This is a genomic window from Streptomyces sp. NPDC001617 (assembly GCF_053596855.1).
In genome coordinates, this window is sequence record NZ_JBSFHA010000050.1 from 53288 (window position 1) to 75103 (window position 21816).

The 21816-nt window shown below is 70.1% G+C and carries 15 protein-coding genes; 1 reads left to right on the plus strand and 14 read right to left on the minus strand.

From position 1 onward, the window contains the following. Positions 1 to 73 precede the first annotated feature (73 nt). From ACWC09_RS31780 to ACWC09_RS31835, 12 genes are all read right to left on the minus strand, one after another. Positions 74 to 2434: an arylsulfatase gene (locus ACWC09_RS31780; RefSeq protein WP_450854362.1), complete on the minus strand. Its 2361-nt coding sequence runs from the start codon at positions 2432 to 2434 to the stop codon at positions 74 to 76. Positions 2435 to 2645: 211 nt separating this feature from the next. After that, a complete protein-coding gene (locus tag ACWC09_RS31785) occupies positions 2646 to 3527 on the minus strand; it encodes a LysR family transcriptional regulator (RefSeq protein ID WP_450854363.1) in 882 nt (293 codons plus the stop codon). A gap of 58 nt (positions 3528 to 3585) precedes the next feature. After that, on the minus strand, positions 3586 to 4188 hold the full coding sequence (locus ACWC09_RS31790) for a sarcosine oxidase subunit gamma (RefSeq protein WP_450854364.1): 603 nt from the start codon (positions 4186 to 4188) through the stop codon (positions 3586 to 3588). Beyond that, the gene (locus tag ACWC09_RS31795; protein WP_450854365.1) at positions 4181 to 7396 is read right to left on the minus strand and encodes a sarcosine oxidase subunit delta family protein; all 3216 of its coding nucleotides are present in this window, start codon (positions 7394 to 7396) and stop codon (positions 4181 to 4183) included. The genes ACWC09_RS31790 and ACWC09_RS31795 overlap by 8 nt, the downstream gene beginning before the upstream one ends. Positions 7397 to 7407: 11 nt before the next feature. Further along, the gene (locus tag ACWC09_RS31800; protein WP_450854366.1) at positions 7408 to 8640 is read right to left on the minus strand and encodes a sarcosine oxidase subunit beta family protein; all 1233 of its coding nucleotides are present in this window, start codon (positions 8638 to 8640) and stop codon (positions 7408 to 7410) included. Beyond that, the gene (gene glyA / locus ACWC09_RS31805; RefSeq protein WP_450854367.1) at positions 8637 to 9923 is read right to left on the minus strand and encodes a serine hydroxymethyltransferase; all 1287 of its coding nucleotides are present in this window, start codon (positions 9921 to 9923) and stop codon (positions 8637 to 8639) included. Before glyA ends, ACWC09_RS31800 begins: the two co-directional genes overlap by 4 nt. Then, positions 9920 to 10780: a bifunctional methylenetetrahydrofolate dehydrogenase/methenyltetrahydrofolate cyclohydrolase gene (locus ACWC09_RS31810; RefSeq protein ID WP_450854368.1), complete on the minus strand. Its 861-nt coding sequence runs from the start codon at positions 10778 to 10780 to the stop codon at positions 9920 to 9922. Before ACWC09_RS31810 ends, glyA begins: the two co-directional genes overlap by 4 nt. A gap of 22 nt (positions 10781 to 10802) precedes the next feature. Beyond that, entirely contained in the window at positions 10803 to 13241 is a 2439-nt protein-coding gene (locus tag ACWC09_RS31815; protein WP_450854369.1) for a GcvT family protein, read from the minus strand. Between the two features lie 218 nt (positions 13242 to 13459). After that, positions 13460 to 14428: an ABC transporter substrate-binding protein gene (locus ACWC09_RS31820; RefSeq protein WP_450854370.1), complete on the minus strand. Its 969-nt coding sequence runs from the start codon at positions 14426 to 14428 to the stop codon at positions 13460 to 13462. A 14-nt stretch (positions 14429 to 14442) separates the two neighbouring features. Then, the gene (locus ACWC09_RS31825; protein ID WP_450854371.1) at positions 14443 to 16443 is read right to left on the minus strand and encodes an ABC transporter permease; all 2001 of its coding nucleotides are present in this window, start codon (positions 16441 to 16443) and stop codon (positions 14443 to 14445) included. Then, the gene (locus ACWC09_RS31830) at positions 16443 to 17531 is read right to left on the minus strand and encodes a quaternary amine ABC transporter ATP-binding protein (protein WP_450854372.1); all 1089 of its coding nucleotides are present in this window, start codon (positions 17529 to 17531) and stop codon (positions 16443 to 16445) included. Before ACWC09_RS31830 ends, ACWC09_RS31825 begins: the two co-directional genes overlap by 1 nt. 20 nt (positions 17532 to 17551) lie before the next feature. Continuing rightward, positions 17552 to 19021 (minus strand): aldehyde dehydrogenase family protein, encoded by a 1470-nt coding sequence (locus ACWC09_RS31835; protein ID WP_450854373.1) that lies wholly within the window; start codon positions 19019 to 19021, stop codon positions 17552 to 17554. A gap of 218 nt (positions 19022 to 19239) precedes the next feature. Between ACWC09_RS31835 and purU the strand changes: the two genes are divergently transcribed. Then, positions 19240 to 20121 (plus strand): formyltetrahydrofolate deformylase, encoded by an 882-nt coding sequence (purU, locus tag ACWC09_RS31840; protein ID WP_450854374.1) that lies wholly within the window; start codon positions 19240 to 19242, stop codon positions 20119 to 20121. Between the two features lie 183 nt (positions 20122 to 20304). Here purU and ACWC09_RS31845 read toward each other — a convergent pair whose 3' ends face one another. Beyond that, on the minus strand, positions 20305 to 20910 hold the full coding sequence (locus ACWC09_RS31845) for a hypothetical protein (RefSeq protein WP_450854375.1): 606 nt from the start codon (positions 20908 to 20910) through the stop codon (positions 20305 to 20307). 66 nt (positions 20911 to 20976) lie between these two features. Continuing rightward, positions 20977 to 21813 carry a 5,10-methylenetetrahydrofolate reductase gene (locus ACWC09_RS31850; protein ID WP_450854376.1) on the minus strand — a complete coding sequence of 279 codons (837 nt, stop codon included), beginning with the start codon at positions 21811 to 21813 and terminating at the stop codon, positions 20977 to 20979. Between the last annotated feature and the right edge of the window lie 3 nt (positions 21814 to 21816).

Sequence of the window (21816 nt, forward strand, 5' to 3'; positions counted from 1 at the left end):
GTCGGCGGGCGGACCGCTGTCGGCCGGTCCGGTGACCGCCCCGTGTCCCGACCGCCGGACGGCGCGCAGCAGTTCACTGGGCCCCCATCACGCGCCGGTGCAACCCGCCGTCGAATTCCGTCTGCTCCCCGGCCGCGGCGTCCAGGTCGATGCGGACGGTGTGCACGACCCCGGTGAACTCGTTGTCGAGGACGGGGTAGTCGTCGGTCACCGGTGTGCTCAGATCCACCCCGACGTCGAGCGTCTCGTCGAAGGAGAAGTAGTACGGGATGGTCTGCTCGACCCGTCCGGTGGCCTGCCGCTCGCCGTCCACCAGGAGCGTGGCGGTCCCGCCCTTGCCGAGCCCGCCGCCGTCGTAGTCGAACTCGAGCCGCACCTCGTGCCGTCCCGGTGTCAGGGGCCGGTCGCCGCGCACGGTGTAGAGGTTCATCCCGAAGTAGTTGTAGACGTAGGCCGGTTGCCCCTCGGTGACGTACAGGGACCAGCCGCCGAACCGACCGCCCTGTGCGATGAGCACGCCCTCGGCCGGCGTCTCCGGTGTCTCGATGTCCGCGGTGATGCTGTGCGAGCGGTTCTTGATGTTGGGTGTGGTCTCCTCCGTGAACCGCCGCATGCCGCCGCGGTACGTCACGGAGGTGCGGTCGCCGAGCAGGTCGATGCGTCCGGCCACGGCGGGGTTCTCCCGCTCGGTGACGCGGTCGTCCAGCGGGAAGACCTGGTACTTGGCCGCCTCGATCAGGAACAGGTCCTGCAGTCGGCGCAGCAGGGCGGGATGCTCGGCGGCGAGGTCGTGGGCCTGGCTCCAGTCCGTGGTGAGGTCGTACAACTCCCAGACGTCGTCGGCGAATCGCTTGTTCTTGTCGGGCACCATCTCCCACGGGATGCCGTGCCGGGTGACCGCCATCCAGCCCTCGTGGTAGATGCCCCGGTTGCCGCACATCTCGAAGTACTGCGTACGACGGTGTTCGGGCGCCTCGGGATCGGTGAGGGTGCGCCACATGCTGGTGCCCTCGATGGGCTGCTGTGTCACGCCGTCGACGCTGAACGGTGCCGGGATGCCGACGCAGTCCAGGATCGTCGGCAGGACGTCGATGACGTGGGAGAACTGGTGGCGCAGGCCGCCGCGTTCGGGGACTCCACCGGGCCAGTGCAGGATCATGCCGTCCCTGGTGCCGCCGAAGTGCGAGGCCACCTGCTTGGTCCACTGGTAGGGGGTGTTGAGCGCCAGCGCCCAGCCCGCCGGGGCGATCGGGTAGCTGTACGGGCCGCCGATCTCGTCGAGGTGCCCGATCATCTCGTCCGGGTCGTCGACGATGCCGTGCCCGAGCCGGTGCTCGACGATGGTGCCTTCGATGCCGCCCTCGCCCGAGGCGCCGTTGTCGCCGAGGATGTAGAGGATCAGCGTGTTGTCCAGCTCGCCGAGTTCGTCGAGGGCGTCGAGGAACCGGCCGACCTGTACGTCCGCGTGTTCGGTGAATCCGGCGAAGGTCTCCATGAAGCGGGCGGCCAACCGGCGCTGGTTCCCGGTGAGTTCGTCCCAGTGGGGGACGCCCTCCGCCCAGCTCGCGAGTTCCGCGCCCTGGGGCACCACGCCGAGTTCCTTCTGCCGCTGAAGGGTGAGTTCGCGCTGGCGGTCCCAGCCGTGGTCGAAGTGTCCGCGGTACTTCTCCCGCCATTCCGGGGCGACGTGCAGCGGTGCGTGTGCGGCGCCGAGGGCGAGATAGGTGAAGAAGGGGCGGCCCGGGGTCAGGGTGCGCTGGGTGCGCACCCAGTCGATGGCGTGGTCGACGAGGTCCTCGGAGAGGTGGTAGCCGTCCTCGGGGCGGCGGTCGGGCTCGATGGGGGTGGTGCCCTGGTAGAGCAGCGGGTACCAGTGGTTCATCTCGGCGCCCATGAAGCCGTAGAAGGTGTCGAAGCCCTCGCCGGTCGGCCAGCGGTCGAACGGGCCGACCGCGCTGATCTCCCGGGGCGGGGTCTGGTGCCATTTGCCGAAGGCGGCCGTGCTGTAGCCGTTGCCCTGCAGGATCTGGGCGAGGGTGGCCGCGCTGCGCGGGCGGAAGCCGTTGTATCCGGGAGCCGCCGTGGTCATCTCGGTGGTACCGCCCATGCCCACCGAGTGGTGGTTGCGTCCGGTCAGCAGGGCCTGCCGGGTCGGCGAGCAGAGGGCCGTCACATGGAAGCGGGTGTAGCGCAGTCCGCCGTCGGCAAGTCGTTCCGCGGCCGGCATCTCGCACGGTCCGCCGAAGGCACTGGAGGTGCCGAAGCCCAGGTCGTCGACGAGCACGACCACCACGTTCGGCGCGCCCTGCGGCGGCGGGACCGGGCCGATGGGCGTGAAGGCCGCCTCCTGCTCGTGGACGTCCATCGCGGTCGTCAGGGGCCGGCGGGAGTCGGGGCGGGGAAGGATGTGCCGTCCGGCGTCGAACTCAGTCATGCATTTCTCCGATGCGGTCCGCCGGGGAAATTTCACAAACTTTTCGCAATGCCGAATCAATGGCGCAATGCAGCAGGACTTCCACTGCCTGCCCATGTACGGCTCAGCAAAAATGTCATTCGGCGTCGACGCAGGTCAACAAGGTGCGGAGAATCACCCTGGACCGGTTTTGAATGAAGGCGGTAGAAAACATCTATACCGGCAGCAGGCGTCAGTCCTCGGCCGGTGCGGCCGTCAGGTCCACGAAGGCCTGGGCGGCGGGCGACAGCGGGCCCGACCGCCAGACCAGGCGCCCGTGGCGCAGCAGTCGGGGGCGGTTGGAGACCATGCGGGCCCCGCGGATCTCGGCGTCCCGGGCCATGGAGGCGGGCAGCAGGGAGGCGCCGACGCCGGCGAGGACCAGCGGCACGATCATCGCTCGGTGCGCGGTCTCCACCACGATCCGCGGTGCGACACCGAGCGCGGTGCACACGTCGTCCACGGCCACCCGGGTCTCGGTGCCCGGGGGCGTCACGATCAGGTCCAGCGCGGCCAGTTCACGCGAGGTGATGGTGGGGCCCGGCGGGTGCGGGTGGTCCGGTGGCAGGACGACATGCATCTCCTGCGCCGGCAGATCGATCCCGCTGAGGTCCCCGGTGGGCACCGAGGCGTCCACCAGACCGAGTTCGCACCGGCCGGCCGCGACCATGACCGCCACGTCGGCTCCGCGCTCCGGGTCCACCACGCGCACGGAGACCTTCGGGTGCGCGCGGTGGAAGCGCCCGAGCAGGCCGGCGAGCGGATCGACGGAGAGGGTCGTCTGGGAGACGATGTCGAGCCGGCCGCCCTCCAGACCGAGGACCTCGCGCACCAGGGAGCCCGCCGTGGACAGGTCGCGCAGGACCTGCTGGGCCGGTCGTACCAGCGCCTCACCTGCCGCGGTGAGCACGACGCCGTGCGGAAGGCGGTGGAAAAGACTTCCGCCGAATTCGCGCTCCAGGGCCCGAATGGCATGCGAAAGCGAGGGCTGAGCGACATGCAGCGCGAGTGCCGCGGCGGTGAATCCGCCGTGTTCGACCACGGCGATGAAATATTCCAGCTGACGTCGTTCCATCGGGTCTCCGTGAATTCCGGGCCACGTTATCACCCGTCCGACGGAGACCCGATCCGGGTCATACGTATTCGGTGGCCGCGTCCAGTATCCAGTCCGCGAGGTAGCCGGCGAAGGACGACCGCACCAGCACCCAGAATCCGGCCTTGGGCTCGTCCCGGGCGACCAGGACGACCTGGGTGCGGCCCAGGGTGGTCTGGGCGCAGCGGCCGGGGGTGAGGACGCGCGGGTGGAGGTCCAGGGCGCAGCCGTGGGACAGCAGGTCGCGGGCGAGGGGGCCCGCGACGAGGAGGGTGGTGCGCTGTGCGGAGACGTCGGTGACGGAGACGAACTCGTCGCCGGCGGCCTCCCGGACACGGCTCTCCAGGTCGCGCTGAGCGCCGGGTGGGGCGATGAGCAGCCATTCGTCCGGGCCGAGCCAGAGGACCGTCGACTCCCCCGCCCGTAGCACCGTGTTGGGTTCGAGGGGCAGTTGGAGACCGAGCGCGAGGCCCACGGCGTCCGCCGCGGCTCCCTTGGCGTCCAGACGGATGTTCAGCTGGGTCAGGAACGGGAGTTCGGCCAGCCGGACAGCACCCTCGGAGTCGTGCGTCACGGCGGCCAGACGGTCGGCGGCGTGCGCGAGGGGGCTGCGGGGCGGGGCGTCGAGTGCGGTGTCAGCCATCGCGGCGGGCTCCCTCGGGGTCGTAGAGGACGGGGCTTGCGACGGTCACCGGGACCAGCCGGTCGCCGACGGGGGCGTAGAGGCGTTCGCCGATGCGGTCCCGGCCGCCCTTGATCAGGGCGAGGGCGAAGGTGCGGCCGAGGGCGGCGCTGCGGTAGCTGGAGGTCACGTGGCCGAGCATCGGCACCGGGGGCGCGGGCAGCTCGCTCTCGGCGACCAGGTGGGTGCCTTCGGGGAGGAAGGTGCCCGGGTCCTCCGGGAGCAGACCGACCAGGTGCTTGCGGTCCGGGCGGACGGCGTCGGCGCGGGCGTAGGAGCGCTTGCCGATGAAGTCCGGCTTCTTCTTGGAGACCGCCCAGCTCATGCCGAGGTCCTGCGGGGTGACCGTGCCGTCGGTGTCCTGGCCGATGATCGGGTAGCCCTTCTCGGCGCGCAGGACGTGCATGGTCTCGGTGCCGTACGGGGTGATGCCGTACGGGGCACCGGCCTCGTACAGCGCCTCCCACAGGGCGAGGGCCTCCCACGGCGACACATTGATCTCGTACGCGAGTTCACCGGAGAAGCTGATCCGGCAGACCCGCGCCTCGATGCCCGCGACGGTCGTCTCACGCCAGGCCATGAACGGGAAGTCGTCGTTGGAGACGGCCAGTTGGGGCGCGAGCGAACCGAGGACCGCGCGGGACCGCGGACCGACCAGGGCGACCGTGGCCCACTGCTCGGTGACCGAGGTGCAGTGGACCTTCAGCTCCGGCCACTCGGTCTGGAGCCACTCCTCCATCCAGTCCAGGACGGTCGCCGCGTTGCCGGTGGTCGTGGTGACCAGGAAGCGGTCCTGGGCGAGGCGGATGACCGTGCCGTCGTCGAAGACCATGCCGTCCGGGCGGCACATCACGCCGTAGCGGATCATGCCGACCTTCAGGGTGCTCATCATGTTGGTGTAGAGCAGGTCGAGGAAGACACCGGCGTCGGGACCCTGGACGTCGATCTTGCCGAGGGTGGAGGCGTCCATGAAGGCGACGCTGTCACGGGCGGCGGCGCACTCGCGCAGCACGGCCGTCTCCATGTCCTCGCCGTCCTGGGGGTAGTACCAGGGGCGCTTCCACTGGCCGACGTTCTCGAACAGGGCGCCCTGCCCGACGTGCCACTCGTGGAGGGCGGTGGTGCGGACCGGGTCGCTGAGGGCGCCGCGGTCGCGACCGGCGAGGGCGGCGAAGGAGACCGGCGTGTACGGCGGGCGGAAGGTCGTCGTACCGAGCGCGGAGATGTCCACGCCGAGGAGTTCGGCGACCACACCGCTGGCCAGGACGCCTGCGGTCTTGCCCTGGTCGTTGGCGGTACCGGCGGTGGTGTAGCGCTTGGTGTGCTCGACCGAGCGCAGACCGGCGCCGGTGGCGCGGGACAGATCGTCGACGGTGACATCGCGTTGCAGGTCGACGAAGCGGGGGGCGCCTTCGCGGCCCGGGACGGTGAACACCTGCATGGGCGGCGTAGGTCGAGGGTGCGCGGGCACCTGCGGAAGGCCGGGCGCCTCGGGGGCGTAGCCCTCGGCCTCGAGCGCACGGGCGCCGGCCGCCGCGCCCTGCGCGAGGACGCCGGCCAGGTCGAACACACCGCTCGCGCTGCCCGCGACCTCGACGGCCTGCCGGCCGGCGTCGGGCACGAAGGTGCCGAGCGCCTCGTCGTAGCGGAGCTTTCCGCCCGACTGGCTGAACAGATGCGCCACGGGGTTCCAGCCGCCGGAGACCAGGAGCAGATCGGCGGTGAACTCCCGCTGCCCCGTGGTCTCTCCGTACGGGGCGACGGTCACCGCCGTCAGGCGGGCCTCGCCCTGCGTGCCGATGACGGCATGGCCGGGCAGCACCTCGATGCCGGCCGTGCGGGCGCGGTCCGCCCAGGCGCCGGGTTCGGGGCGGGTGTCGACGATCGCCGAGATCTCCACTCCGGAGGCCGCCAGGTCCAACGCCGCCGCGTACGCACTGTCGTTGGTGGTGAACACGACCGCGTGGCGGCCGGGCAGGACGCCGTGGCGGTGGAGGTAGGTGCGGGCGGAGGCGGCCAGCATCACGCCGGGGCGGTCGTTGTCCGCGAAGGCGAGGGAGCGCTCGTGGGCGCCGGTGGCGAGGACGACCCGGCGGGCGCGGATGCGGTGCACTCGTTCGCGGGAGACGTTGGCCGGGGCTTCGGCGCCGAGGTGGTCGGTGCGGCGTTCCACCGCGAGGAGGTGGTTGTCGTCGTAGTAGCCGAAGACGGTGGTGCGACGCAGGATGCGGACGTCGGGGGCGGCGTCGAGCCGGGCGCTCAACTCGGCTGTCCAGTCACCGAGTTCGCCGGTGCCGAGGAGGCTGCCGCCCAGGGCGGGCTCGGCGTCGGCGAGGATCACGCGGGCGCCGGTGCCGGCTGCGGCCGCCGCGGCTGCGAGTCCGGCCGGGCCGGCGCCGACGATCAGGACGTCGCAGTGGTCGTGGACGGCGTCGTAGCGGGCGGGGTCGGGAGCGGTGGCGAGGCGGCCCTGGCCGGGGAGGCTGGTCGCCACCAGGCCGTCGTAGAGCTCGATGGTGGGGGCGGGGAGCATCGGCTCGGGGAAGGGTTCCTCGATCTGGACTACGGCGTTGGGCTCTTCCACGCCGGCCGAGAAGATGCCGCGGGGGCGGCCGAGCTTGATGCTGGTGGCGGCTTGGATGACGCCGTTGGCCAGGAGGGCCGACGCGAGTGTGTCGCCGCGGAAGCCCTGGTACTGGGTGCCGTCGAAGGTGAAGGTCAGGGGGTGGTTGCGGTCCACTCGGCCGCCCGTGGCCAACCGGTTCGGTTGGCTGTCCAGCCGTGCTGGGGGCTCTGCCCCCAGACCCCCGATCGGCCCTGAAGGGGCCTCGTCCTCACACGCCGGACGGGCTGATTGTGCCGGACTGGCCTGAGATGTGACGGGGCGCGGCTCAAAGGTCTCCGGCCGCTCCTCCCCCGCCCGGTACACCGCCAACACCTCGTTCGTCGCCGTGTCCCGCACCGCGTTGAACCACCGTCGGCAGCCCGCCGAGTGGCTCCACCTCTCGGCGAAGGGGCCCTTGGGGTTGGCGCGGAAGAACAGGTACTTGGCCCACTCCTCGTCGGTCAGGGCCGACGGGTCCGCCGGATACGCGACATGGGCCTGGCCGCCGTAGTGGAACTCGGCCTCGTCGCGGGGCCCGCACCACGGGCAGGGGATGAGCAGCATCGTAGGGCTCCCTAGTGGGCCACCGCGGCCGCGCCGTGCTCGTCGACGAGCGCGCCGGTGGTGAAACGGTCGAGCGAGAAGGGGGCGTTGAGGGCGTGCGGGGTGTCGTGGGCGATGGTGTGGGCGTAGACCCAGCCGACGCCGGGAGTGGCCTTGAAACCGCCCGTTCCCCAGCCGCAGTTGAGGTAGAGGTTGTCGACGGGGCTGAGGCCGACGATGGGTGAGGCGTCGGGGCTGACGTCGACGATGCCGCCCCAGGTGCGCAGGACGTGGGCGCGGGCGAAGACCGGGAAGAGTTCCAGGGCCGCCGCCATCTGGTCCTCGATGATGTGGAACGCGCCGCGCTGGGTGTAGGAGTTGTACGAGTCGATGCCCGCGCCCATCACCAGCTCGCCCTTGTGCGCCTGGCTGACGTACACGTGGACGGCGTTGGACATGACGACCGTGGGATGCACCGGCTCCAGCAACTCCGACACCAGGGCCTGCAACGGGTGGCTCTGGAGCGGGAGTTCGATGCCTGCCATGGCGGCCAGGACCGAGGTGTGGCCCGCCGAGCACAGGGCCACCTTGCCCGCGGCGATCGGACCGAGGGTGGTCTGGACTCCGACCACCCGGCCGCCGACCACGTCCAGGCCGGTGACCTCGCAGTTCTGGATGATGTCGATGCCGGCCTCGTCCGCGGAACGGGCGTAGCCCCAGGCCACGTAGTCGTGCTTGGCGATGCCGGCGCGCGGCTGGTAGGTGCCGCCCAGGACCGGGTAGCGCACGTCAGGGGAGATGTTGACGATCGGGCAGACCTCTTCGACCTGCTCCGCGTCCAGCCACTCGGCGTCGACGCCGTTGAGGCGGTTCGCCTCCACGCGGCGGACGCTGTCGCGCACGTCCTGGAGGCTGTGGGCGAGGTTGAGCACGCCGCGCTGGGAGAAGAGGATCGGGTAGTCGAGCTCCTCCTCCAGGTTCTCCCAGAGCTTGAGCGCGTGCTCGTAGATGCCGGCGCTCTCGTCCCACAGGTAGTTGGAGCGGATGATCGTGGTGTTGCGGGCCATGTTGCCGCCCGCGAGCCAGCCCTTCTCCAGCACGGCGACATTGGTGATGCCGTGGTTCTTCGCCAGGTAGTGGGCGGTGGCGAGGCCGTGTCCGCCGCCGCCGACGATCACCACGTCGTACGAGCGCTTCGGCTCCGGTGTGCGCCAGAGGAACTCCGGGTGGTCGGGGAGGTCGGCGCCGGGGGTGGTGGGGCTCATCGGGCGTCTCCTGAGGCACCGGAGAGGTGCGGGTAGAGCGGGTGCTTGGCCGCCAGCGCCTCGGTGCGGGCGCGCAGGGCGGCGAGGTCGGGCTCCGGCTGGAGGGCCAGCGCGATCACGTCGGCCACTTCGGCGAAGTCCTCCTCGGTGAAGCCGCGGGTGGCCAGCGCCGGGGTGCCGATGCGCAGACCGGACGTCACCATGGGCGGGCGCGGGTCGAAGGGGACGGCGTTCCGGTTGACCGTGATGCCGATCTCGTGGAGCAGATCCTCGGCCTGACGGCCGTCCAGCGAGGAGTCCCGCAGGTCCACGAGGACCAGATGGACGTCCGTGCCGCCGGTGAGCACCTTGACGCCCGCGGCCTGCGCGTCGCGCTGTGTGAGGCGCTCGGCCAGGATGCGGGAACCGGCCAGCGTACGCGCTTGCCGCTCGGCGAACTCCGGCGACGCCGCGACCTTGAAGGAGACCGCCTTCGCGGCGATGACGTGCTCCAGCGGGCCGCCCTGCATGCCCGGGAACACCGCCGAGTTGATCTTCTTGGCGAGGTCGGCCTCGTTGGTGAGGATGACTCCGCCGCGCGGACCGCCGAGCGTCTTGTGGGTGGTCGTGGTGGTGACATGGGCGTGCGGTACGGGGTTCGGGTGCAGCCCGGCCGCCACGAGCCCCGCGAAGTGCGCCATGTCGACCATCAGCAGGGCGCCCACCTCGTCGGCGATCCGGCGGAACGCCGCGAAGTCCAGCTGCCGCGGGTATGCCGACCAGCCCGCGATGATCATCTTGGGGCGGTGTTCCTTGGCGAGGCGCTCGACCTCGTCCATGTCGACCAGGTTGTCGGTCTCGGACACGTGGTAGGGCACCACGTTCAGCATCTTGCCGCTGTAGTTGATGCGCATGCCGTGGGTGAGGTGGCCGCCGTGTGCGAGGTCGAGGCCCAGGATGGTGTCGCCGGGCTGCAGCAGGGCGAAGAAGACAGCCGTGTTGGCCTGGGCACCGGAGTGCGGCTGGACGTTGGCGAACCCGGCCCCGAAGAGGGACTTGATCCGCTCGATCGCCAACCGCTCGGTGACGTCGACGTGTTCGCAGCCGCCGTAGTAGCGCCGGCCGGGGTAGCCCTCGGCGTACTTGTTGGTCGCGACCGAGCCCTGGGCCTCCATCACGGCGGTGGGCGCGAAGTTCTCGGAGGCGATCATCTCGAGGGTGGACTGCTGGCGGTGCAGTTCGGCGGCGAGCGCGGCGTGGACCTCGGGGTCCAGCTCCGCCAGGGGGGTGTTCAGCGCGTTCATACGGTGTTCGCGTTCCTCTCGGCGGCCTCGACGACGTTGGCGAGCAACATCGCCCGGGTCATGGGGCCCACGCCCCCGGGCATCGGCGCGATCCATCCGGCGACCTCGGCGGCCTCCGGGTGGACGTCACCCACCAGCCCGTTGTCGGTGCGGGTGATGCCGACGTCCAGGACGGCCGCGCCGGGGCGCAGCATGTCCTTGGTGATCAGCCCCGGCGAGCCGGCGGCCGCGATGACGATGTCGGCCTCGCGGACATGCCAGGCCAGGCCCTTGGTGCCGGTGTGGCAGAGGGTGACGGTGGCGTTCTCGGAGCGGCGGGTGAGGAGAAGTCCGATGGGGCGTCCGACGGTGATGCCGCGCCCGATCACACAGACCCTGGCTCCGGCGATCGGCACCTCGTAGCGGCGCAGCAGTTCGACGATGCCGCGCGGGGTGCACGGCAGCGGCGCCTCGGTGCCCAGGACGAGCCGGCCGAGGTTGACGGGGTGCAGTCCGTCGGCGTCCTTGGCCGGGTCCATCCGGGCCAGCACGGCGCCCGCGTCCAGGTGTGCGGGGAGCGGGAGTTGGACGATGTAGCCGGTGCAGGCCGGGTCGGCGTTGAGCTCGTCGACGACGTCCTCTACCTGCTGCTGGGTGGCGTCCGCGGGCAGATCGCGCCGGATGGAGGCGATGCCCACCTGGGCGCAGTCCCGGTGCTTGCCGCCGACGTAGGCGTGACTGCCCGGGTCGTCACCGACGAGGACGGTACCGAGGCCGGGCGGCCGACCACCGTTGGCGGTCAACTTGGCCACGCGCTCGGCGAGTTCACGGCGGATGGCGGCGGCGGTCGCCCTGCCGTCAAGAAGTTCTGCGGTCACCAGCGGTGCTCCTTCTGCAGGGCTAGCCACGGAGACGGGACATCGTCGGGTCGAACAGCGGCTCCTCGGCCACGACCGCCTCGAAGCGCTGGTCGAAGTAGCCGATCCGCAGGGTGGTTCCGGGGGCGGTCAGTTCGGCGGGGAGCCAGGCGTACGCGATGCCCTTGCCGATCGTGTAGCCGTAGGCAGCGCTGGTGACATAGCCGACCGCGCGCTCACCGTCGTAGACCGGCTCCTTGCCCAGCACGACCGACTGCGGGTCCTCGATCGTCAGGCAGGTCAGCTTCCGTCGTACGTCGGCCTTGCGGCGCTCCAGCGCCTCCTTGCCGATGAAGTCGCCCTTGTCGAGCTTCACGGCGAAGCCGACGCCCGCCTCGTACGCGTCGTGCTCGTACGTCATGTCGGTGCCGAAGGAGCGGTAACCCTTCTCCAGGCGGAGGCTGTTGAAGGCGCCGCGGCCGGCGATGATGCCGCCGAGGGGCTCGGCCGCCGACCACAGGGTGTCCCAGAGCTTCTCGCCCAGGTCGGCGGTGGTGTAGATCTCCCAGCCGAGTTCGCCTACGTACGACAGGCGCATCGCGGTCACCGGCACGCTGCCGATGTGCGCCTTCTTGGCGCGGAAGTACTTCAGGCCGTCGCCCGAGAAGTCCTCGTCGGTCAGCGGCTGGAGGACCTTGCGGGCCAGCGGGCCCCAGAGGCCGATGCAGCAGGTGCCCGGCGTGATGTCGCGGACCTGGACCGTGCCGTCGGCCGGGAGGTGGCGGCCGAACCAGTCGAGGTCGAGGTTGCCGTTGGCGCCGACCTGGAACAGGTCCGGGGCCAGCCGGGCCACGGTGATGTCGCTGCGGATGCCGCCGTCGTGGTCCAGCAGGAGGGTGTACGTCACCGAGCCGACCGACTTGGCGACCTTGCCGGTGACCAGCCGCTCCAGGAAGTCGGCGGCACCGGGGCCGGAGACCTCCAGGCGCTTGAGGGCCGTCATGTCGTAGAGCGCGACGGTCTCCCGGGTGCGCTGGGCCTCGGCGCCGACGATGGGCGACCAGTACTGCGCGGCCCAGTCGTTGGGGGTCGGGATGCTACGGCCCTCGACCAACCCCGCGTTGGCCTCGTACCACTGCGGCCGCTCCCAGCCGCCCGCCTCCAGGAAGAAAGCGCCGTGCTCCTGCTGGCGGGCGTAGAAGGGGCTCTTGCGGATCGGGCGCGGCTTACCGGAGGGCTGGAGCGGGTGGAGGATGTCGTAGACCTCGACGAAGTTCTGGCAGTCGCGGGCCAGGACGTACTCGGGGGTCAGCTGGTGCGGCTCGAAGCGGTTGACGTCGCACTCGTGCAGGTCGAAGGAGGAACAGTGGCCGTCGACCAGCCACTCGGCCATCGCCCGGCCGACGCCCGCGGAGTGGGTGACCCAGACCGCCTCGGCGACCCAGAAGCCCTTGACGTCCGGGGACTCGCCGAGGAGCGGGAAGTTGTCGGTGGTGAAGGAGAAGAGGCCGTTGATGCCCTCCTCGACCTTCGCCTCCTTGGTGGAGGGGAGGAGGGACTGGGTCTCCGTCCAGGCCGGCTCGAAGTCCTCCTCGGTGAACTCGAGGACCGAAGGCATGGTCGCGGCCTCGTCGAAGGAGAGGATCTCGTCCGCGGTGATGGGCATCGGGCGGTGGCCGTAGTAGCCGATGCCGATGCCGTCGAAGCGGTCGCGGTAGTAGAGGTCGGCGTCCTGGTGGCGCAGGATCGGGCGGACCGCCTCCTCGGTCTGGCCGGCGAGCGCGGGGATCGGGCCGGTCCAGGCGAGCTGGTGGGCCAGCGGGGTCAGCGGAAGGTTCATGCCGGCCATGCGGGCGATCTTCGGGCCCCAGATGCCGGCGCAGCACACGACGATGTCGGCTTCCAGATCGCCCTGGTCGGTGCGGACGCCGGTCACCTCGCCGTCGGCCTGGAGGATGTCCAGGACCTCGTGGCGGGGCAGGAAGGTGACGCCGCGCTCGGTGGCCCGGCGGATCTGCGCCTCGACGGCCAGCACCGCCTTCGCGAGGCCGTCGGTCGGGACCAGGAGGCCGCCGAGGACCTTGTCGCGGTTGACCAGCGGATGCTGTTCGAGGCACTCGTCGGTGGTCAGCAGACGGGCCTCGATGCCCCAGGCGGTGATCCAGCCGTGGCGGCGGTGCAGCTCCGCGAGGCGCTCGGGGGTGGTCGCCACTTCGAGGCCGCCGACCTGCAGGAAGCAGGGCTTGCCGTCGACGTCGAGGGAGCAGAACTTCTCGACGGTGTAGCGGGCCAGCTCGGTCATGGTCTTGGACGAGTTCGTCTGGAAGACCAGGCCGGGCGCGTGCGACGTGGATCCCCCGGTGGCGGGGAGCGGACCCTGGTCCACCACGGTCACTTCGGTCCAGCCTCGTGCGGAGATCTCGTCAGCGAGGGCCGCTCCCACGACGCCCGCTCCGATGATCACCACTCGGGGTCCCGCCATCGCCGCACCTCCGGAATTCAAAACCGTTCAGTTGCTTTGTGCGCAACGTGGTTCAGGTTGCGCAACTCAGCGTGCCTTCCGTGGGAGGGGGTGTCAAGGGGTCCGTGACGTCGGAAAACGGCCTGAAACACGCCCCGAACACGACGATGCCCGGCGGGCGGTACGCAGGGGTGCGCGTACCGCCCGCCGGGCGTGTTCGACCGGTTCTGCCACCGGGCCTACTTCAGCCAGGCGTCCACCTTGTCCTTGTTGGCGTCGACCCACTTCTTGGCGGCCGCGTCGTCGGACAGCTTGTCCTGGGCGATGTACTTGGCGACCTCGTTCTGGTCGTCGTTCGTCCAGTTGAAGTTCTTCACCAGGTTGTAGGCGGGGCTGCCCGACTTGGCGAACTTCGCGCTGACGATCTTGTTCAGGTTGTAGACGGGATAGTCGCAGGCGACCTTCGCCGCGTCGGCGTCACAGCCCGTCTTGTACGCGGGCAGGGAGACCTTCTTCAGCGGGACCTCGGAGAGGAACCACTGCGGCTCGTAGAAGTAGCCGATCACCCACTGCTTGTTCTTCTCGGCGGTGCGGAAGGCCGTGATGAGCGCGGCCTCACTGCCCGCGTACACCACCTTGAAGTCCAGCTTCAGGTTCTTCACGAGCGCTGCGTCGTTCGTGACGTACGACGGGTCGCCGTCCAGGAGCTGGCCCTTGCCGCCCGACTCGGACGTCTTGAACTTCGACGCGTACTTGTTGAGGTTCTTGTAGTCGAGGATGTCGGGGTGCGCCTTGGCCAGCCACGGCGGCACGTACCAGCCGATGATGCCCTTGTTGCCGGTCTGGCCGGCGTCGACGGCGGTCTTCTGGCCGGTGATGTACTTCTTCACCAGGTCCTCGTGGCCCCAGTTCTCCAGGACCGCGTCGACCTCGCCGGTGCCGAAGCCCTGCCAGGCGATCTCTTCCTTCAGGTTCTTCTTGTTGACCGTGCAGCCGAGGTTGTGCTGCGCGACGTACGCGACGACCGCCGCGTCGGCCTCGTAACCCACCCAGGGGTTGACCGCGAGGTTGAACGTGCCGCACTTGCCGGAGCTGCCCGAGCTGTTCGAGCCCGAGGAGGTGTCGCCGACCTTCGCGCCGCCGCACGCGGTGAGAGTGAGGCCGAGGACGGCCAGGCCGGCCGCGCCGGCTCGCCAGTGTCTTGCCATGGTGTCCTGCTCCTTTAAGCGCTCGCGCGTCGCGCCGCTGCCTGAGTGATCCGGTCGAACATGACTCCGAGCAGTACGATGGCGAGTCCCGCCGCCAGCCCCTTGCCGTACAGCTCGCCCTGCGAGAATCCGGCCACGACGTCGTAGCCGAGGGCTCCTGCTCCTACCAGGCCGCCCACAACAACCATCGACAGCACGTAGATCAGACCCTGGTTCGTGGCGAGCGTCAGGGCACTGCGTGACATCGGCAGTTGAACCTTGGTGATGATCTGCCAGGTGTTGCACCCGGCGGAGGTCGCCGCCTCCACGGTGGTCTCGGGCACGGCCCGGATCCCGTCGGCGATGATCTTCATGGCGACGGGCGCCCCGTAGACGATCGCGGCGACGATGGCCGTGAAGCGGGTGGCACCGAACAGCGCGAGGAACGGCACCAGATAGACGAACGGCGGCATGACCTGCGCCGCGTCCAACGTGGGCCGGATCATGCGGTCGGCCATCATGCTGCGACCCATCCACACCCCGAAGACGATGCCGAGGATCATCACGAGGACGGTGGCCACGATCGTCGAGGCCATCGTCGTCATGGCGTCCGACCACACGCCGGTGGCGACCAGAAGGCCCACGCACACGGCCGTGGTGATCCCGGACTTCCAGCCGCCGAGCACCACTGCCAGGGCGACCAGCACCCCGCCGACGAGCCACCACGGGGAGTCGGTGAGCAGTGTCTGGAACGGGTTGAGCAGGCCGTTGGTGAGGGTGTCACGGAAGGCGTTGGTCAGGCCCGACAGATTGTCCTGCACCCAGGTGGCCGCGGTGTCCGTCGCGCTCGCGATATGGGTGCCGACGGTGCCGTCACCGGGGAAGTCGGCCGCCCACACGTAGGTGTTCGACAGGTAGATCAGGACCAGCGTGACAGCGGCACCGGCACCCAGCAGGGGCCGCCGCCACTTCTCGAAGCGGTTCTTGGAGTTGCGTGCGTGCTCCTCGCGCACACTGGCCGCGGTCGTGACCCGGTCCAGGACGATCGCCATGATCACGATGGCGAGGCCCGCGTTGAAGGCCGTGCCGACGTCGAGCGACTGCAGTGCCTGGAGAACGTTCACACCGAGGCCCGGCGCGTTGATCAGCGCCGCGATGGTCACCATGGCCAGGGCGGCCATGATGGTCTGGTTGACGCCCATCACCACGGTCCGCTTGGACATCGGCAGCAGGACCTTCAGCAGCGACTGGCGGCGCGTGGCACCGAGGGAGTCGGCCGCCTCGACCGTCGTCTTCGAGACGTTGCGGATGGCGTGCGCCGTGATGCGGATCGTCGGCGGGGCCGCGTAGATCACGGTGGCGATGGTGGCGGACGCGCCGCCGATGAGGAAGAAGAGGGTCAGCGGCGCCAGGTAGACGAAGGTCGGCATCGTCTGCATGAAGTCCAGGAAGGGCGTCATGATCCGGTTGAACCGGTCGGAGAGACCGGCCCACACCCCGAGCGGGATCGCGAACAGCAGGGCCACGAACACCGCGCACAGGATGAGCGCCAGCGTGTCCATGCTCTCCTGCCACAGGCCCTGCAGCCCGAAGAAGGTGAAGCCGGCCACGGCCAGCAGGGCGACCTTCCAGTTGCCCACGGCCCAGGAGATGTAGCCGGCCAGGCCGACGACGCCGAGCCAGCCGATCTCCGGGACCGGGCGGGCCCCGGACGGCTGGGAGATCAGATGCTGGACGAAGGTCACCAGGTTGTCGATGACCAGCCGGATCTCGTTGAAGAAGTACAGGAAGAGCGGGTTGGAGTTGCGGTTGGCGCCGATGGAGTCGTTGAAGTCGTTGATCCACCGGTGCAGGTCGGTCAGATCGGCCACCGCGAGGGACAGGGTCTGCTTGCCGCGCAGGAGGGCGAACAGCACCAGCCAGACGACGAGGATCGCGCCGATCACCACGGGCCGGCCGACCTTGCGGACGCGCTGGGCGGGCGCGACCGGCTCGACCGCCTCTGTCTGCTCGGGTTTCTCCATGACGACGGCCATCACGCGCCGCCTTCCTGCCCGGCCACGACCGACAGGATCTCCTCGTCGCCGACGATGCCGAGCAGCTTGCCGTTCTCGACGACCTTGACCGGCTTGTCGGCCGCGAGGACGGCCCGGGTGGCCTCCTTCACGACGACGTCCGGGCCCAGCTCGGGACCGTCCAGCTCGTCGCCGTCCTGCAGTTCGCGCATGATCCAGCGCAGGGTGAGCACGTCGCCGCGCGGCACGTCCTTGACGAACTCGCGTACGTAGTCGTCGGCGGGGGCGCCCACCAGTTCGTCGCCGGTGCCGCACTGGACCATCTTGCCGTCGCGCATGATCAGGATGCGGTCGCCCAGCTTGAGCGCCTCGGAGAGGTCGTGGGTGATGAACACCATGGTCTTGCCGACCTCGTGGTGCAGCCGGATGACCTCGTTCTGCATGTCGCGGCGGATCAGCGGGTCGAGCGCGGAGAACGGCTCGTCGAAGAAGAGCACGTCCGGGTCGCCGGCCAACGCCCTTGCCAGGCCCACGCGTTGCTGCATACCGCCGGAGAGCTGGTCGGGGTAGGAGTTCTCGTAGCCGGCCAGACCGACCAGCTCGACGACCTCCAGGGCCCGCTTGGTCCGCTCCGCCTTGCTCATGCCGCGGATCTCCAGCCCGAAGGCCACGTTGTCGACCACCCGGCGGTGCGGCAGCAGCCCGAAGTGCTGGAAGACCATCGAGAACTTACGGCGCCGCAGGTCCCGCAGCCGGGCCGCGTCCGCCTCACGGATGTCCTGCCCCTCGAAGACGACCTCGCCCGAGGTGGGTTCGATCAGCCGGGTCAGACATCGCACCAGCGTGGACTTGCCGGAGCCGGACAGACCCATGACGACGAAGACCTCGCCCGGCGCGACGTCGAAGTTGACGTCGCGTACGGCGGCGGTGCATCCGGTGCGGTCCATGAGCTCGCGCCGGCTGAGCCCGCACAGCTCCTCCGATTCCGGTACCCGGTCGGCCTTCGGCCCGAACACCTTCCACAGATTGCGCACGGATATGACGGACGTGCCGTCCGAGTCCTGAGGCGTGCCGCGCCGCTGCGCCACCTCGGTCTGTGTGGGGGTCACGATCGACCTCTTTTCGGCGTTCAGCCGCGGAACCAGTGCTGCGGCCGGGGTTGGATGTTCTGCCAGATGTGCTTGGGCTCTCGGTACTCGTCCAGGCCGGTCGGTCCCAGCTCCCGGCCCACACCCGAGTGCCCGAAGCCACCCCATTCCGCTTGCGGCACATAGGGGTGGTAGTCGTTGATCCACACCGTGCCGTGGCGCAGTCGCCGCGCGACCCGCTGGGCCTTGCCGGCGTCCTGTGTCCAGACGGCGCCGGCGAGTCCGTACTCGGTGTCGTTGGCGATGCGTACGGCATCGTCCTCGTCGGTGAAGCGCTCGATGGTCAGCACCGGTCCGAAGGACTCCTCGTGCACCACGTTCATGTGCTGCCCGCACTCGTCGAGGACGGTCGGCGGGTAGTAGAAGCCGTTCGCGAGGGCCGGGTCGTCCGGCCGCTCGCCGCCGCAGCGCAGTACGGCACCCTCGGCGATGCCCGCGGCGACGTACGCCTCGACCTTGGCCAGGTGCTGGGCCGAGATCAGCGCGCCGCTCTCGGCGTCGGCGTCGAAGGGGCCGCCCAGCCGGATCTGCCGGGCCCGGCGGACGACCTCGTCGACGAAGCGGTCGTGCAGCGAGTCCTCGACGATCAGGCGGGCGCCGGCCGAGCAGACCTGCCCGGAGTGCAGGAAGACGGCGGTGAGGGCGAAGTCGACGGCCGTCTCGAAGTCGGCGTCGGCGAAGACGACGTTCGGGTTCTTGCCTCCGAGTTCCAGCGCGACCTTCTTCACGGTCGCCGCGCCGGTGGCCATGATCCGCTTGCCGGTCTCCAGGCCGCCGGTGAAGGACACCATGTCGACGTCGGGGCTCTCCGAGAGCGGGGCACCGACCTCGGGGCCGGTGCCCAGGACGAGGTTGCCGACGCCGGCCGGGAGCCCGGCCTCCTCCAGTGCCTTCAGCAGCAGGATCGAGGTGGAGGGGGTGAGCTCGCTGGGCTTGAGGACGAACGTGTTGCCGGCGGCCAGGGCCGGGGCGACCTTCCAACTGGCTTGCAGCAGAGGGTAGTTCCAGGGCGTGATGAGTCCGCACACACCAATCGGCTCGTACACGACACGGCTGACGGCGTCATCGCGCCCGGTGTCGATCACACGGCCTGCATCCGTCCCCGCGATCCCGCCGTAGTACCGAAAGCAGGAGACGACATCCGCGATGTCGTACTCGCTCTCCACCAGCCGCTTGCCGGTGTCCAGCGACTCGGCGCGGGCGAACTCCTTCGCGTCGCGCTCCAGGATGTCGGCGGTGCGCAGCAGCAGGGCGCCGCGCTCGCGCTCGGGGGTGCCCGGCCAGGTGCCCTCGTCGAAGGCGCGACGGGCCGCGGCGATCGCCGCCTCGGAGTCGGGACGCGTCCCTTCCGAAACGGTCGCGCTCAGCGTGCCGTCGGCGGGACATCGGATCTCGCGGCGGCCTCCGGCCACCGCGTCCCGCCATTCACCGTCCACATACAGGTCTGCCACGCGCCTTGCCCTTCAGCTGAAATGCGTTGCGCATCGTGCACCCAATTGCTTGTGGTGGAACACCCTGGCGAATGTGCAGACATACGTCAAGAGGTTGGCGGATGACGATTTAGCAAGGGGCCAAAAGACCCGCACTCCCTTGACCAAGGACCCTTCCAGCCCCAACCATGTTGCGTATAGCTCACCGAGTTGTGCAATACGCACCAACGGAGGCCGACGTGTCTACTAGGTACCCTCGTCCCCAGCCTGGCCGCGAGTACGTCCTCACTCTCTCCTGTCCCGACAGTGCGGGGCTGGTCCATGCCGTGAGCGGCTTTCTCGTCAGGAACTCCGGCAACATTCTGGAGAGCCAGCAGTTCGATGATCGACTCCAGGGCCGTTTCTTCATGAGGGTCCACTTCGATGTTTCCGATCCAAACGCGAATCTGGAAACTCTGCGTTACCGCTTCGGTCCCGTAGCCGAGGCGTACGGCATCTCCTGGATCCTGCGGGACGCCTCGACCCCCACCCGGACGCTCATCATGGTGTCCAAGTTCGGCCACTGCCTGAACGACCTGCTCTTCCGCTGCCGCACCGGCGCCCTCAACATCGAGATCCCGGCGATCGTCTCCAACCACCGCGAGTTCGAGAGCCTGGCGGAGACCTACGGCATCCCCTTCCACCACGTCCCGGTCACCAGGGACACCAAGCCGGAGGCCGAGGCACGCCTGCTGGAGCTGATGCGCGACCTGGACGTCGACCTGGTGGTCCTGGCCCGCTACATGCAGATCCTCTCCGACGACCTGTGCAAGCAGCTCGAAGGTCGCGCCATCAACATCCACCACTCCTTCCTCCCCAGCTTCAAGGGCGCGAAGCCCTACGACCAGGCCTACGACCGCGGGGTGAAGCTCGTCGGCGCGACAGCGCACTACGTGACCTCGGACCTGGACGAGGGCCAGATCATCGAGCAGGACGTGGTCCGCGTGGACCACTCCCTCGACCCCGGCGAGCTGGTGACGGTCGGCCGCGACGTGGAGGCACAGGTCCTCGCCCACGCCGTGAAGTGGCACAGCGAGAGCCGCGTGATGGTGGACGGCAACCGCACGGTGGTCTTCCGCTGACGGACTCCGTATACAAGCGCCGGGCACCTCACGGGGCCTGCCACGTGCTCCGCGGGAAGGGCGGTGCCCATGCCGCGGGCCGGTGGGGGCTGGTCGCGCAGTTCCCCGTGCCCCTTTGGGACACGGTGTCGCGCCGGCCTCGACCCCCACTGCTCAGCGCCGGATGCGCCGCGTCTGCAGCGATCAGGTTGCCGGCGGAGAAGTCGCCGTGGACGAGGACGTGCGGGACGCGCGCGAGCCCGTCGAGCAGCTCGCCGCGCCGCTGCCACAGGGCCGCCATGCGCGGGGCGGCGTCGCCCCGGCTCCAGTCCGGGTCGCTCGCGACGATCCGCCGGGCGAGCCGATGCCCGGCCGGCCGACCGCCGGGACCCTCGCAGTCGTCTGCCAGGCCCCTGCCCCCCGCGCGGCGACCTCGGGGGCCTCGGCGCGTCCGGACACGTCGGCCAGATGGACCACGTCGTCCACCACGCCGTAGCAGCGTGGCGCGGCGGGACCGGGACCGGTCGGCAGCAGGTCGCTCGCGTAGGCGAGGGGTTCGCGCCGCCGGTACGCCCCGTGCCGTGGATCGCCGGCGAACGGAGCGTGGCGGCCGACGGGCAGCGGGCGGAACGCCGTGCGCACCTGCCGGAAGGGCAGCTCGGCCGTGCCCAGCCTCGCCACCCCGGTCACTCGGCTGACGTCCCCCGTCGCGGCGCCGGTGCTCCCGCCCAGGGGCTCGCACCGGCAGCTCACCGGCCGCGCCCCCGGTCCGCCGAGGAGGTTCGTCAGCACCACGTCCAGAAGGCCCACGCGCCGGACGGTACGCCCACCGCGTCACGCGTGCCCCCCGATTACACGTCGGCCGGCGATGACACCTCAGCCGCCGAGCCGCTCCAGCAGGCCCCGCCGCCACGTCTCCGTCTCGGCGATCTGGTTGAAGGTGAACAGGTGCAGCCCGGCCACGGCCGCTGAGGGCGCTGTGAGGGTCTCCTCGGTGCGCAGCAGGAGCTTGTCCGGGGAGTAGCCTCCCGGCGCCGCGAACCGCAGGAACCAGGACGCGTGCTTGGTCAGGAAGCGTGTCGACTCCCCCACGCCGATCTTCGTCGCCATGGCGAGCAGCTTGGTGCGCTGCACGGGGCCGGCGACGCCCAGGTAGACGGGCAGGGTGACGTCCCGGCGCCGTATCCGGGCGATCCACTCCCCCAGCACCCGCGGGTCGAAGCACAGGTTGCTCACGATGTACGTGGCGTGCGCGCGCTTGTCCCACATCGCCTGGATGGTGAGGTCGTCGTGGATGAGGGGATGGCTCTCGGGATAGCCGGTGATGCCCACGTGGGTGAAGGGGTCGTCCAGCTCGGTCAGCCGGCGCAGGACCGGCAGGGCACCGTCGTAGGAGCCCGCCGGCGGGTCCGCGTCGCCCGCCGGCACGAAGACGTCGTCCACGCCCGCCTCGCGGAGCCGGGAGACGACCTCCTTGAGGTGGACGTCGTCCCGCAGCAGCCGCGCGGGCACGTGCGGGACGACGCGGTACCCGTGCGCGGCGAGCCGGCCGGTGAGGTCGAGGGTCGGTTCCAGGCCCTTGACCGGCGACGCCGTGATCGTGACCACGACGTCGCGCGGGACATGGGCGAGGACCTTGTCCTCGGTGGCCTTCGCGGGGAGCACCTCGTAGCGGACGGTGCTCAGCAGCGCTCGCAGCCCTGTGGCGCCCAAGGT